Source organism: Romboutsia sp. 1001713B170131_170501_G6 (assembly GCF_015668195.1).
Classification (GTDB): domain Bacteria; phylum Bacillota; class Clostridia; order Peptostreptococcales; family Peptostreptococcaceae; genus Romboutsia_C.
Genome location: NZ_JADPFC010000001.1, coordinates 1 through 15651, shown reverse-complemented (window position 1 = coordinate 15651; position 15651 = coordinate 1). Strand labels below are relative to the sequence as shown.

Below are 15651 nucleotides of genomic sequence, written 5' to 3'. Positions count from 1 at the left end.
TCCTAAATAATATGATTTACTTATATATTTTAATAGTTTGATTATAACATAAAAGGAAGATGTCTAAACATCTTCCTTTTATGTTATTTATTTAATAGATATTATTATCTTATAAATTTTATAAATTTATTCGTAGCATCTAAGTAACAATTTCCCCCTAGTAAAATACTATTTGATGGTGTGCAATGACCTACTTTTAGATTACATAAGCATGGCTTATTATATTTTTTAATCTTTTCATATAATAATTCATATAAATCATAATCATCTTCATTATCTTTTCTACATTTTTTAAAGTCCCCAAATATTATTCCGCAACAATCACTTAACTTATTGCTAAGCTCTAATTGTGTAAGCATTCTATCTATCTTATATATATTTTCTCCTATTTCTTCAATAAATAATATTTTATTTTTTGTATCGATTTCATATCTTGTTCCAAGGGTACTAACTAATACAGATAAGTTACCTCCTACTGTAATCCCACTAACTTTTCCTTCTACTAAAGTATATAATTCTTCATCTTCTGGATTTTTTATAATAAGTTCCTCTTCCATTGATAATATATTTGAAAAAGAATCAAAAGTATATTTATCATAATGTAAAAAATTTAATCCCATAATTCCATGGTAGGTAACTAAGTTTGCTATTTGATTAAAGGCTATATGAAGTGCTGTTATATCAGAATACCCTATAAATACCTTAGGATTCTCTTTTATAATGTTGTAGTTTATTTTATCAATTATTCTAAGTGTTCCATATCCACCTCTTAGACAAAGTATAGCCTTTACATCTCTATCTAAAAACATATTCTCTATATCTTTAATTCTAAACTCATCTTCTCCTGCTAAATACCCCTTATACCTTAAATGACAAGTCTTTCCAAATTTAACTTTATACCCTAGATTATTCAATTCTTGCTCTATTTTTTCTAATTCATAAGTTAGTAATTTTTTTGTTTTAGACTTAGATGGACTTGCTGGTGCTATAATTCCAATTGTATCCCCTGTTTTTAGCCTTTCTGGAAATATCATAATTTCCCCCCTTAGTATATATAATTTAAAATTTTTTTAATTTCTTCATCCTCAATATATACTCTATCTACCCTTCTAGATATTAAGCTTAATAATTCATTTCTATTTGTATCTATCAAATTTGCTATCTCTAAAAGTGTAGGGCCATTTTCTCCATAAAATACTACATCTTCATTGTAATCACATTTATCTAAACAACTAATGTCTATCACAAGATGATCCATACATATTTTACCTATTATATTACATCTTTTATTATTTATATCTACATATCCTTTATTTGATAAACTTCTTGGTATCCCATCTCCATATCCACAAGGTATAATTCCTATTTTAATATTTTTATTTGCTATATATGAATAATCATACCCTATAGCTTCACCACCTCTTACCTCTTTGACTTGAATTATCTTCGACTTGAATGTTATAGCAGGTTTTAGCTGTAAGGAAGATTCTCTATTGTTGTATCCATATATACTTGCGCCTATCCTTACCATATCCATATGAAAATCTTTATATGAAACAAAACCTATACTATCACAAATATGTTTTATAGGTATCGTCTTAATTTTTTCTAATTCATTTATAGTCTTTTTGAATATATTAAATTGAGCATAATCTGATTTTTCATCTCTAAGTGCTAGATGTGAAAAAATACCCTCAATATATAAGTTCTTTAAAAATAATAAACTATATATTTCTTGGAATGTATTTTGATTTACCTTAAGCCCTAATCTATTAAATCCTGTATCTAACTTTATATGAACTTTTCCTATTTTATTTAATTTACTACATATATTGTTTATAATTTTTCCTTGTTCTTCTTTAATTACAGTTATAGTTATATTATTTTCAACTGCTAATTCTATATGTTCATTTGGAATATATCCCATAACTAAAATAGGAGATTTAATGTTTTCTCTTCTAAGTTCTAGAGCCTCACTAAGTGTCGCTACACATAAGTAATCAATACCTTCTCTACATAAAAATTTAGCTATTTCTATAGAACCATGCCCATATGCATTTGACTTTAATACTGCGCCTATTTTAGTACTATTTCTGGTATATTTTTTTATTTCTTGAAGATTATGTTTTATATTATCTAGATTTACCTGTACATAAGTTGGTCTTAACAAGCTCAAAGTATCACTTCCTTGTGTTAAAATTTCACTCGCTTATTTTCATACTATGTTAATTATTCTTTTATTATCACTAGTTCTAAATATATAAAAAATTCGCTTCGCTCATGTCGCCAACGACTTTGTCAGTTGCTCAAAATGTAATTTTTTACATTTTTAAACCTATTTACCTATCTTATTTACATGAATTATCAATAGTTTTATGCTTAATATAAATTCCTTGTATATAAAAAATGAAGATACTTAGCTTAGTACCTTCATTTTCTATATTTAAGTTTATTTATATTAAGTTTTTATCTATATACTAACACCTTCATCTATTCCGAATAGATATATATACCTCTCTTTGACATCTTTTCCTGTTAATTTTTCTATCACTTCAGAATATAAATCCAATTGTTTTTTGTATCTACTTACTACTTCATTTCTATTTTCATCATTTACAAAATCAGTTTTATAATCGACTATAACAATCTTATCATCTTCTTCAAAGTATGCATCAATTATACCTCTTAGCATTATACTTTCATCATCATATTTTTGCATATTTTCTTCACTTATTAAGTCTTCATATATATATACATCTTTAAGCTTTATTTGAGCATATATAGCTTGTTCTCTTTTTACAAATGGTGATTTTAGCATCCTTTGTCCTAAATTAGATTTAAAGAACTTATATATCTTAAATGGATTAACTACACTAGATTGCTTTTCAGTTATTATTCCTTTTTTAATAAATCCATTTATTTGCTCTTTTATATCATCTATAGTATGAATTTTATCAAAATCTAATATCTGCATTACTAAGTGAACTATAGTACCTCTTTCCGCTCCAGTAATCTTTTCTATCGTCTCTTCTTCTTGCATAAACATAGGTTTTTTAAGAATTATTTGATTATTAAATACTTCTTGAGAAAAATCTTCTTCATGAGCATTTTGTATTTTTTTGATTTCAGTTACAGATATACTCGCAGGTTTTGTTACACATGCTTCATATGGATATTTAAAATCTAATTTTTCCTTTATTATACTAAAATAATCTGTATCAGGATTTTCTATATCTAGACTGTCTATTATCTCTCTTATGCCCTTTTCTTCCTCTTCTTCACTTTGAGTTAAAGTAACATCTTCTTTATACCATATCTTAGGTACCCATTTTGAATTATGATTTTCTATATATTCTATATCTATATTAGCAAAGTCTCTTAATTCTTCTAAATCTTTATGCTTTAATACCGATGGCATTATCCAATCTAAGTAACTTTTACCTTTTAGTACCTTATACTGTGATATTGGTTTATTTCCCTCTACTCCATTTGCCCATGTTTGTAAAGATTTCTCAATGTTTCTCGTTGAACCTGTTATTATTAGCTTTTCTTTAGGTCTTGTAAATGCTACGTAAAGTACCCTCATTTCCTCAGATAAATTTTCTACATTAATTTTACTTTTCAATGCCTCTTTAGCTATACTTGGGTAAGATATTTTTCTTTCATAATCTACTATTTGAGGCCCATATCCTAGTTCATGATGATATAATATATCATTTTTAAAATCTTGAGTATTGAAATTTTTACCCATACCAGAACATATTACTACAGGGAACTCTAGCCCTTTGCTTTTATGTATACTCATTATTCTTACAACATCTGCATTTTCTCCAAGAGTTTTGGCACTTCCCATATCAGTATTTGACTTTTTAAGCTTAGCTACAAAATTTATAAAGCTAAATATACCTTTAAAACTTGTTTCTTCAAATTGCTTTGCCATTTCAAATAATATTTTTAAGTTTGCTTGTCTTTGAGATCCTCCAGGTAAAGCACCTACATATGCATAATATCCTGTGTTGGTATACAGATACCATAAAAATTCGTCTGTACTCATATATAAGGATTTTTCCTTATAGTCTTTTAATTTTTCTATAAATTCAATACACTTTAATCCTTTTTCATCCTCATGATTACTATATTCCTCTAAAGCTTCATAAAAACTTTTATTATGTTCTTCTACTCTTATATCTATAAGTTCTTCTGGTGTAAATCCACATATAGGTGATTTTAACACTGCAAGCAGAGGTATATCTTGCATAGGATTATCTATAATTTGAAGTAAACTCATTATAGTTTTTATTTCTATAGTGTCAAAGTACCCTACTCCTATATCTGCATAAGTTGGTATATCCATATTCATAAGTTCATCTGCAAATACTGGAGCCCAAGCCGATGTAGCTCTTAGTAAGATAACTATATCTTTAAACTGTACAGGCCTATAGTCATCTAGCTTTTTGTCATAAACCATTTGAGTTTTTCCATCTTCATTTGGTGACATTAAATCTTTTATTATATTTCCAACCATTCTAGCTTCAAGTTGTATGTTATCTATTTCTTCCTCTTCTTCTGTATTTTCATTTTCCTTAGATTCAGAGTCATCCTTTTTAGATGCTTTCTCCATTAAATGTATTTCTGTAGGACCTCCTACTACTGCATCTTCATTAGTATTTTCTTTAAATATAGCACCTAAGTTTAATCGCTCTTCTTCTGTATAATTTATTTCACCTATATTTTCGCTCATTACATTCTCAAATATATAATTTGCGCTATCTACGACTTCTTCTCTACTTCTAAAGTTTTTATAAAGCATTATTTTTCTATATAGTGAACCTTTTTCTGTATCATAGTCAGCATACTTTTGTAAGAATATTTCTGGTTTCGCTTGTCTAAATCTATATATACTTTGCTTTACATCTCCAACCATAAATCTATTTGGCGTTTTAATTTTTGCTATATTTGAAAGAAGTACCTCTTGAACAAAATTACTATCTTGATATTCATCTATAAATATTTCATAAAACTTTTCTCTATAAGAAAGTGCTATATCTGAAGGAATATTTTTACCTTCATCATCTTTTTGAACTAATATATTTAATGCAAAATGTTCTATATCATTAAAGTCTATTATACCTTTTTCTCTTTTTTTATTGTCATATGCATCTTCAAATAGCATGACTATATCTGATATAGATTTTGCCACTTTATAAATGTACTTTATCTCATAATTTATGTCTTCTTTTTCTCTATTAAAAGTTGAATCTTTAATGCTTTCTACTGACTTTTTAACTTTCTTTCTTATATCATCAGCCTTACTTTTTATATCTTTTATGTAACTTGGAGTATCTTTTCCAAGTCTCTTTACACCTTTTACATAGTTTTCAAATTTAATAGTTGATATATTACTATAAGCTTCATCCCATGATAAGTTACAAGCATCTAATATTCTTTTTATACTATTGTAATCTGTTTTAAATTTTTCTGTGTATGTTTCTAGCTCAACGATACCTTCTAACTCTTCTAAAGCTTTTTTCATACTAGTTTCCATACCACTTATCTCTATCTTGACTGTGTCTAATATAGCCTTTGCCCATATAGATGTCGAGAAATCAAATTCATCATCTATATTAAATTGTTCTGCTGAAAACTCTAACCACTCTTTAGGGTCTGGTGATGCCATAGCAAAGTTATATACACCTAGTATTATATTTTGAAGATTATTATCTCCTCTTCTTTCTGCATAACTTTCTACTAAATTTAAAAATCCTTCATCTCTATCTATATAAAGTTGTTCAAATACTTCCTCTATTGATTCTTGCTTTAATAGTGCACACTCTGTTGTATCGCCTATTCTAAAATTCGGATCTAAGTTTATTTTATGGAAGTTAGATTTTATTACTTCTAAACAGAAGGAATGTATTGTTGTTATGCTAGCTTTATTTAAAAGTATTAACTGATTTTGTAAATGCTTATTTTCTGGGTCTTTATCTAATGCCTTACCTATTGCATCACCAATTCTTTCTCTCATCTCAGATGCAGCTGCATTAGTAAAAGTAACTACTAATAACTTATCTATATCTATAGGATTTTCTTTGTCAGTTATCATTTGAATTATACGTTCAACTAGTACGGCAGTTTTTCCCGAACCTGCTGCCGCTGCTACTAGTAAATTACAATCTCTACTATCTATAACTGCTTGTTGTTCTTTTGTCCATTTAGGAGAACTCATTACTTAACTCCCCCTCTCATTATGTTTATTATCTCATCATTACTCTTTTTGTTTATTATTTTATATTTGTTATCTTTTAATGTTGTATCAAACTGACAAATTGCTGAGTAATTACAGTATATACAAGAGTTTTTATCTTTATTTTTATATGGAGATATACTTATATTTCCACTTAACATATCCTCACATAAATCTTTTATCAAGCCTTTTACATAATTTCTAATAACTTCAAATTCTTCATTAGTAACACCTTTTGTGTATCTACCTAATGTACCGTCCTTATTAAAGTTTGCAGGTATAACTAAAGATGTTGTTCTTTCTCCACTTGCTAGTGTTTTATCCATTTCTTTAATTATGTTAGAATCTTTTATAAGTAAACCTTGCATCTTTAATTCTTTAAGTATTTCTTCTCTTATGGTGTCTTCTTCTTTATCTTCATCAAACTTGGCTATTGGATCATCTATTCTTGAATAAAGAATCGCTGCTGGATTTATATTTTGTCCTTTAGATTTTCCACTTTCTAGTATTGCATCTAAGTAAACTAGTAATTGCAATTGAAGTCCATAATATACATCTGTTAAGCTTAAATCTTTTTTACCAGATTTATAATCAACTATTCTTATATATTTACCCTCTTCATTCTCAAATTCATCTATTCTATCTATTTGTCCTCTTAGTTTTATTTCTTCTCCATTTTGTAAAACTATTTTTATAGGTGGATACTTACCTTTAGTTCCAAAGTTTACTTCATAGTCTGTAGGCTCAAATGAACCAATTTTTATTTGTTCACTTATTATACTTATAGCCGATATAATCATATTTTGTAATCTAAGAGTAAGATACTTATATCTTTGAGAACTTTCTAGTATGTATCCAGGTATCTTACCTACTATTTCTTCAACTATTTTTTCCACTTTTTCTGTTATATAATTTATATCTATATCTGCCCAATGTAGATTATCTTTTACCAACTGTTTAGAAAAATTATCTAGTATTTTATGTATAAAGTTCCCTAGGTCTGGTGCTGTAAAAGAATATTCTTTTCTTTCTTTAGCCTTAAGACCATACTGTATAAAGTAAGCAAACGGACATTCAGCATATTTTTCTAATCTAGACACGCTTAAATTTTTATCATATAGTGTTCTTATTTTTTCTTCTTCTACTTTTTGAACTTGATTAGTATATGTAAGTCCACTTATAACTTTATTTGTTATATTTTTATATTCAATATCACTTGCATAGTATCTATATACATCTAACCATAAATTATTTATCTCTTTTCCATCATCAAACTCTTTTATTTCCTTTATAAGTTCATTAAAAGTTGGTGATTTTACAGTTATTCTATTTAAAATATCTTCATCTGTTTTAGCTTCTTCCTCTAGTAGATAACTTTTACTATCTACATTAGGAAATAGCTTTTTAAGCCTTGATACTATTACTGATGGTCTTATAGTTTTTCCTTCATGATCTGCTATAGGATAGGTAACTATTAGATTTTGGCTACTTGATGTAAGTGCTTTATAAACTAAAAATTGCTCTTCAAATGTTTTAGTTTTACTATCTATATCAACTTCTACACCTTTTTGCCCTAAGTTTTCTCTGTCACTATCATTTAAAAGCCCATTATCCTTTGCTATTAGTGGGAATGTTCCATCTGTTGTTCCTATTAGATATAAATACTTCGTATTTGGATTTTTCATTTTATCCACACTACTTACAAGTACTTGATCTATACTTGGAGGAACTAGTCCAAGTTCATATTCATCAAATCCTAGACTTATTAATCTTATAAATTTATCTAAGGATATTTTTTCATCTCCCATTATCTCAATAATTTGGTCAAATATATCTACAACTATATTCCAAACCTGAGAATATTGATTAGCTATATCTAATTCTCCTTTATCTTTAAATTTCATTATTAGAGTTTCTATCGTTGTTGGCATATTTATTTCTAACAAGAACTCATATATATACTTACATATATCCTTTGCACTATTCTTACCTTTTAATTTCTCTTGTAGATGTATTATTGGAGTCAAGACTCTTTCCTTTATTTCATTAACCTTTTCTCGTATTTCTATTTCCTCTTCTTTTTCTTCCGAAGAAATATTGTGGTTTATTCTATACTCCCACTTATCTTCAAACCACTTTTTACCTTTTATGCCATTTGCTAATACATAATTTTCTAACATACTAATCTCTTCATTAGATATTCCTACAAGTCCACTTTTTAAATATCTAAACATAGTCTCATAATTATATCTTTTACTTTTCATTTCTAATATAGATATTATAAGTACTATTATTGGATTTGTTTTAGCTTCTCTTTTTTTATCTATAAAATTAGGTATTTTATATTCATTAAATACAGAGCTTACTAAGAAATCATATTTGTTTAAGTCTCTTGTAGCTATGGTTATATCTCTATATCGAACCCCTTTATCTCTAACTAAATGCACTATTTCTTTTGCTATTTCTTCAACTTCAGAGTATAAGTTGCTAAATTCTTTTATTTTTATATTATTAGTACATTCTTCATACACTTTATATGGATATGAATTATAATATTTTTCTAAGTGCTGAAGCTCTTTACTATTTTTGAGTCTTGGTATAATATCACCATTTAGTTTTATATCAGGAAGTAACTTTACTCCCTCTTCATTACATAATTTTATTAGCTTTTGATATGTAAACTTTGTTCTAGAAAAAGCATCTGTTTTATTGTATGAAATATTGCCTGGGTTATCTACTGTTAAAGATATACATACTTCCTTAGCTTGCTTAAATAAACTACTTAATACTCTATATTGATTTGGAGTAAATCCAGTAAATTCATCTATATAAACATATGCATCCTTAAAATAATCACATATTGGTAATTTTTCTGCTAGTGATTTTAGCATGTCTTGAGTGTCTATATAATTTTCATGTAATTTTTCTTCGAATTCTTTATATATCCTACTTATGTCTTTTAATTTTAAACTTAAAGTTTCACTTTCTACTTCGCCAGATATATTTTCTAACATCTCATAACTTATGTTATACTGTTTTAACTCAGATATTATCTCACTTATAGAACTTACAAATCCTGATTGAGATGATGATTTAGAAAATATATTTAATTCTTTACTTACACTTTCTATTGCTTTATAAGTCATCATAGCATTTCCACTGGAATTTATATTAACATCAGTTAATCCTCCAACGTAAGAAAAAACTATGCTACTCATAGTTTTAAAACTTAATACCCTAGACCTTAAAAACTTGTCTTTTTCTTCTCCTAAAAAGAGCTTACTCATTCTTTTTTCCATTTCAAATGTATATTGTTCTGGAACTAAAAGTATTACAGGTGTTGTTTCATTATCTTTAACTCTATTTTTTATTTCATCTAGTATATAGGTGGATTTACCACTTCCTCCTCTACCTAATACAAATTTAACACTCATAAATGTCCTCCTCAAAAACACCTCTGTCTATCTCTTCATTGTTGCATAATTTATTAAACTCGCAGTATTTACAGTGTTTTTTGTTTTTTACTAACTCATATTTATATTCTTTATCTTCTTTATTATAATTGGTGTTTTTTATATCATCTATATACGATAACACCTTATTTTTATTTTGTTTATGTTTTTCATTATCATAAGATATAGATACGCAATTATCATCAAACTCTGGTTGATAGTATTTCATACTTATATTTTGCGCGTCTATATCTTTATCTAATAGTTTAGGAATTACTTCTTTTGCTAAAAGCATATATACAATAGTTTGTATTCTGCTTTCTACATTTTTATAGTTAAATTTTTTATTTTCTGTTTTCCAATCCCATATTTCAATTTTATCATCTTTGATTATTACTAAATCATATTTAGCTTGTATTATATTCCCCTCTAAATTAAGCATTACTTCATACTCTGGTAAATATAAATATTCCTCTTTAATTGGAACTAGTTTTTTTACTTTATCCATCCATCTTTGAAAATTTATATTGGTACTAGAATTTATCCCTAAAGGTATATTACTAAAATATCTTTCACATAATAGGTGAAAATCTGTACCTGTTTTTAAACTTTCGTAGTACTCTCTATGTTCTATATCATCGTACTTCCAATTTATTTTATTAATATACTTGTACTTAAATTTTAATGGACATGATTTATATGTATTTATAGAATTTTGACTGTATCTAAAACTTTTTAAACAACTATTCATTTTTATTTACCTCCTTCTTTCTCATATTTATATACTTTTCAAGTTCATTTATATATAAAGAAGGTTTTTGCTCTTTATTTCTTTTTCCTATATCGCTTTTGCCTTTGTAAAGGCTTGATGATAATACTAGCATTTCTTTAGCTCTAGTTATCCCAACATATAATAATCTTATCTTTTCATTTATTAAATCTATTTTGCTTTTATATATATAATTAGTAGGTATATCACCATTTAATATACATTCAATTTCGCTTTTTACAATAGCTACTGGATTTTTGTATTTATCCTTTAAATACCATTTATCACTTTGAAACTTCTGATTTGTATTATCAGGGAAATTAAACTCTGTTAGTCCTAGCATAAAAACGCAATCCCATTCTAGACCTTTTGATTTATGATAGTTACAGATAGTTATGCTTCCTGGTTGTGGTTCATATCCATTCATTTCATATACCACTTCTATTATATGATTAAATACCTTATTTTTACTATCTATTAAAAGGTTATATACATCTATTAAATTTATATCTGGATTATCTGAACTTAAAAATTTTATATAAAATGCCAGATAATCTATTATTGCTCTATCTTCTTTCTCTAAATTAAGTTCATCCCCTATAAATAATAAAAGTATATCTAATCTTGTTATAGGATATTCTAATATATTTTTAAGAGTATTTATTCCTTGTATAAATGTTTGGTATAACTCTGTATTTGTATCTATTATTATATTATTTGTTATCTCTTCATTGTATATTATCTCTTCTGTGCTATATTTTTTTAATACATTTAGTAAATCTTCCTTCCCTTTTTCATTATCTGTTTTTACAAATACTTTATCTAATGTATTTATTAGTTTATTTATATCATCGCAATTTATTATAAAGTCTATTATATATGACAGTTTGTTTATAATTTTTCTTTTATTTATAGAATTAGGTCCTAACTCTTCAAACTCCATATTTTCATCGATTAAAATCTTCGCAATTTGTGTTATGTGGTCATTAAAAGGCACTAATATTCCTATGCTTTTATCTGGATATTTTCTTTTTATTCCCTTTGTATATGCTACGGTTTTTATCAACTCATCATTCCAAGTCTCATATTTTTTAACATTTATACTGTATATATCTGGCTTAGGGTTCTCTTTATATCCCATACCACTTGGAACAGTTTTTATTTCCATATCTTCTAAAGCTTCTCTACATTCTTCTTGTCTAAATTCCTTTGTTACATACTTTACTAGTTTATTTGCTAAATCTAATATATCCTTTGAACTTCTATTAGACATGTCCATTCTATAGCAACTATCTGCTTGACATATAAACTCCTTAAAGAATTTAGGATCTGATGATGAAAATGTACCTGTTATACTCTGGTTTATATCTCCAACTCTTACTAAATTTTCATTTTCTCTACATATCATTTTTATAATTTTACCTTGTATCTCATTGGAATCTTGGCACTCATCTTCAAATATGTACTTATATCTATTTTGAAATTTTATTCTTAAATTCTCATCAAAATTTAATGCTTTATATGCAAGAACTAATATATCATCATAATCAAGTAGGCCATTTTGTTTTAACTTTTTATCATATTCTTTATATATAGGAAGTATTAGCTTTAATATCCCTCTATGCCCATTAGATAATATCCCCTCTAGCTCTTGTGGTGATAATTCCTTATATTTTAAGTCACTTATTGCATTTACTACTAAGTCAAAAAATCCTCTCTCCCAAGCTTCAAGCATTATATCATTCCATTTATCATCCTTTTGCTCTTTTAGGAACCATCTAAATGCTCTTTCCCCACCATTTATCTTAAAATTATTTATGCATTCATTTAGTATTATAGTTTTTTGTAAATCATCTGCTATGTTAAATTCTTCACTTAGCATAACTACTTCTGGTTTTTCCTTTATTATTTTTACAGCTAAACTATGTATTGTCATAACTTCATAAGAATTTTCTTCTTTTATGTCATTCTCTTTTAATATTGTTTTTATTCTTCCTTTGAAGTTATTTACTGCACTATTCATATAAGTTAATATTAGTATTTTAGATTTATCATGTTTTTTTTCACTTAATAGCTTTGCTACTAAATTGGTAACTATAAAAGTTTTACCAGCTCCTGGTACTGCTGGTACTGCCATAGTTCCACCTTCATAGGCTATTATTGGTAATTGATCTTGTCTATAATTTATATTATTCATAAGAGTTTTCCCCCTTATCTAACATCTTAAGTAGTATGCTATATAATATACTTTCCTGTATATACCCATTTACTGTGTATTCACTTTTATATGCATATACTTTTTTAGTATTAATTAGTAAATTATATATAGTATTGTATAAATAATATTTCTTATAATCTTCTTCCATTTTATCTGTATATATTCTACCTTCTTCAAAAGATTTTCTAAGAACTATCAAATTACTTATATCCTTTTCTATCTTCATATTCCACCCATTGCTACCTACATCTAGCCATATATGTATTGGTCTATTTACTATTGATGATATATATGTATATGGAGTAGTTAATAATACTTTATCTATATTACTCAAATCTTCTAATTCTGAAGATTGATAATAGTCATTTATCGTAGTTTTAAGCGCCTTTATAAATAACTTTTCTTTATCTTCATTTATATTCAATAACTCTATGTTTTCTGTAAAGCTCTCACATTCATATATTATCTTTTTACAAATATGAATATTTTCTTTTCCAAACTTAAGATTTAGCATTTTATCTATATAAAACTTAATTAGAAACTCACCTATTTTAAGTTTCTCATTCCTTTTCTCTTCTATATAATTTAATATTTCTTTAAATTTTTCTTCTTCATATTTATTTTTATATATTTTTAATGCTTGTATCTTATTGACATCTAATATAGTTTCTATAAAATTCATATAGTCTTCTTCTCTTATGGAATCTTGACTACTATTAAAAATACTAAGAGCCACTATAAGTGCATTTGCATAAGGATAATCTATTAATTTTTTATCTTTTTTAGTGCTAAATATATCAATGTTATTAATTTTCAATTTATTAGTCATTTGAAAGTCTAGTATTGTATTGTTTATAGGGGAAATTATAGCTATATCTTGTGCTTTTACTCCTGATAGTATTAATTCTTTAATTTTCTTTAAAACTACTTCTATCATCTCGCTATATAACTGACTAGATTCATTTAGTTCAACACTTACCGGTAAAGAGCATATATCATCTATAGAGACCTCTTCTTTTTGGTGATACTTTTCTTCTTCATATTCATTTTCTATATATCTTTCTATAAACTTAATATCTATATTATTGAAAACTGAAAAATCCCTTTTTTCATTAAAAAATGTATATGAATCTATAGCATTTTCTTGTATCTCTTTTATAAACTCGATTTCTGCTATAGATACACTTTCTAAACTTTCTACAATTAAATATTTTATTTCTTTTCTTAAATATTCTTTGTATAAATCATTTTTTAAAAGATATTTATTATATACATATATACTCAATGAATTATCTAACATACCTTTATTTAATAGCATACTAGTGTAACCCATTATTATTTCGTTCATTTCACTATAAGAAAATTTATTTATACTATCTTTATTTTTCTTAGACAAATAAATCTTTTCTCCTATGTTCTCAAATTCTAATTTACTTAATGTAGCCTTATTTATATTAGTACTTATACTTGAAGTTATAGATTTATTAGTACTTATAATATCTTCAAAATATCCTTCTTGTTCTCTTTTACTTTTTACCTTTTCCCCTATTATATAGTCTGTCAAAGTATTATTTATAAATTTAGGTCTTATGTAATGTTCTTTTATCTCATTATTATTTTCTAACACTATTGGCCAAAATTTTATAAGCTCTCCTTTAATAAAATTAATATATGATGTTATATTTAGTTTTTCACAATAATCTATATTAATCTTCTTCTCATATTTTAATTTAGTTAGATTATTAGGAACTAGAATCATTATTTTTGAAGATTTATTTTTACATTTTTCTAATATTACATTATATAAACTAACTATTTTATTCTCTTTATCATTATTCTCTAAATTTCTATATATGTACCTCATATAAACCCTTTCTTTAAACTATTTTGTATTTTAATTATATCATATTAGAGATTTTTAATTCCTCCATTAAAATGTTTACTTAAAGCTACATACTATTTTTTTATCCTAAAATAAAATAAGCAGCCAAATGGCCGCTTATTTTATTTTTTAAGATATAATCTATTTAAAATTATTTAAAAATTTATTTGTAATATTTCTTAATTGTCCACCAATCACAACTAAAAATATATTTATAGTTATAATTGTAAATATATTTACTATACTATTATATCCACTCAAATAATTAGAAATTAACTGAATTGGAGATAAGTATAATACTGAAAACGATATAGAACTCTTACTATTTTCTATTAAAAAATATGCACATAAAGAAAAAAATGATAAGAAAATTCCTAAACCTGCTCCCATTAATCCCACTATTAAAGATTCTTTAAGTTTCAAGCTATATTTATATCCATAATAAAAGTTTATAAGAAAAAAGAATAATGCAAATAAAATTTCTATGATTAAGTTACTCGATTCAACCTCAATTATCTTAGAGTATATAAATGATATTATACATATAATTAAAGTATTAAAAAATAGTTTTTCTCCCAGGTCAAATGCATTTTTCACATACTCACCTCATATACTTTATTTTATTATATATAAAATTAAGTTAAAATGTGAATAATTTCAAATGCAATAAAAAAGATTACGTGGCTACGTCTTACTCTCCCAGGAGGTCGCCCCCCAAGTACCATCAGCGCTAAAGAGCTTAACTTCTGTGTTCGGTATGGGAACAGGTGTATCCTCTTTGCTATAATAACCACATAATCTTTATTTGGAGCGGGTGAAGGGGATCGAACCCTCACAGCCGGCTTGGAAGGCCGGAACTCTACCATTGAGCTACACCCGCATATTTAGTTTTATTAGTACTTTCAAAACTGTATACCATTTAATGTTTTATCATTTTTAGCAACCGAAATCTACCTTATTACTATTTAATAATGATTTGATTGGCGATATAAACCTTTAGGTTTATTTTGGTCAAGTCCTCGACCTATTAGTATCGATAAGCTAAATACATTACTGCACTTACACCTTCGACCTATCAACCAGGTA

General features: G+C 26.3%; 8 protein-coding genes, 1 tRNA gene and 2 rRNA genes. All 11 read right to left on the bottom strand.

The window, feature by feature from the left end:
- Positions 1-104 precede the first annotated feature (104 nt).
- Positions 105-1034 carry a S66 peptidase family protein gene (locus I4U89_RS00055; protein ID WP_195937670.1) on the bottom strand — a complete coding sequence of 310 codons (930 nt, stop codon included), beginning with the start codon at positions 1032-1034 and terminating at the stop codon, positions 105-107.
- An 11-nt stretch (positions 1035-1045) separates the two neighbouring features.
- A complete protein-coding gene (gene alr / locus I4U89_RS00050; protein WP_195937669.1) occupies positions 1046-2176 on the bottom strand; it encodes an alanine racemase in 1131 nt (376 codons plus the stop codon).
- A gap of 294 nt (positions 2177-2470) precedes the next feature.
- Complete coding sequence (gene addA, locus I4U89_RS00045) at positions 2471-6226, bottom strand: helicase-exonuclease AddAB subunit AddA (protein WP_195937668.1); 3756 nt, start codon at positions 6224-6226, stop codon at positions 2471-2473.
- Positions 6226-9678: a helicase-exonuclease AddAB subunit AddB gene (gene addB / locus I4U89_RS00040; protein ID WP_195937667.1), complete on the bottom strand. Its 3453-nt coding sequence runs from the start codon at positions 9676-9678 to the stop codon at positions 6226-6228. Before addB ends, addA begins: the two co-directional genes overlap by 1 nt.
- Entirely contained in the window at positions 9668-10447 is a 780-nt protein-coding gene (locus I4U89_RS00035; protein ID WP_195937666.1) for a PD-(D/E)XK nuclease family protein, read from the bottom strand. Before I4U89_RS00035 ends, addB begins: the two co-directional genes overlap by 11 nt.
- A complete protein-coding gene (locus tag I4U89_RS00030; protein ID WP_195937665.1) occupies positions 10440-12662 on the bottom strand; it encodes an ATP-dependent helicase in 2223 nt (740 codons plus the stop codon). The genes I4U89_RS00035 and I4U89_RS00030 overlap by 8 nt, the downstream gene beginning before the upstream one ends.
- Complete coding sequence (locus I4U89_RS00025; protein ID WP_195937664.1) at positions 12655-14547, bottom strand: hypothetical protein; 1893 nt, start codon at positions 14545-14547, stop codon at positions 12655-12657. Before I4U89_RS00025 ends, I4U89_RS00030 begins: the two co-directional genes overlap by 8 nt.
- Before the next feature lie 159 nt (positions 14548-14706).
- Entirely contained in the window at positions 14707-15162 is a 456-nt protein-coding gene (locus I4U89_RS00020; protein ID WP_195937663.1) for a hypothetical protein, read from the bottom strand.
- A gap of 81 nt (positions 15163-15243) precedes the next feature.
- Positions 15244-15360 (bottom strand): 5S ribosomal RNA (rrf, locus tag I4U89_RS00015).
- A gap of 11 nt (positions 15361-15371) precedes the next feature.
- A tRNA-Gly gene (locus tag I4U89_RS00010) sits at positions 15372-15445 on the bottom strand.
- Between the two features lie 127 nt (positions 15446-15572).
- Positions 15573-15651: ribosomal RNA gene (locus I4U89_RS00005) — 23S ribosomal RNA — on the bottom strand; the annotation flags it as partial.

What these genes read in the sequence shown, in the direction of transcription:
- I4U89_RS00055 (WP_195937670.1), bottom strand. Translation starts at nt 1,034, where the DNA reads ATGATATTTCCAGAAAGGCTAAAAACAGGGGATACAATTGGAATTATA.
- addA (WP_195937668.1), bottom strand. Translation starts at nt 6,226, where the DNA reads ATGAGTTCTCCTAAATGGACAAAAGAACAACAAGCAGTTATAGATAGT.
- addB (WP_195937667.1), bottom strand. Translation starts at nt 9,678, where the DNA reads ATGAGTGTTAAATTTGTATTAGGTAGAGGAGGAAGTGGTAAATCCACC.
- I4U89_RS00035 (WP_195937666.1), bottom strand. Translation starts at nt 10,447, where the DNA reads ATGAATAGTTGTTTAAAAAGTTTTAGATACAGTCAAAATTCTATAAAT.
- I4U89_RS00030 (WP_195937665.1), bottom strand. Translation starts at nt 12,662, where the DNA reads ATGAATAATATAAATTATAGACAAGATCAATTACCAATAATAGCCTAT.
- I4U89_RS00025 (WP_195937664.1), bottom strand. Translation starts at nt 14,547, where the DNA reads ATGAGGTACATATATAGAAATTTAGAGAATAATGATAAAGAGAATAAA.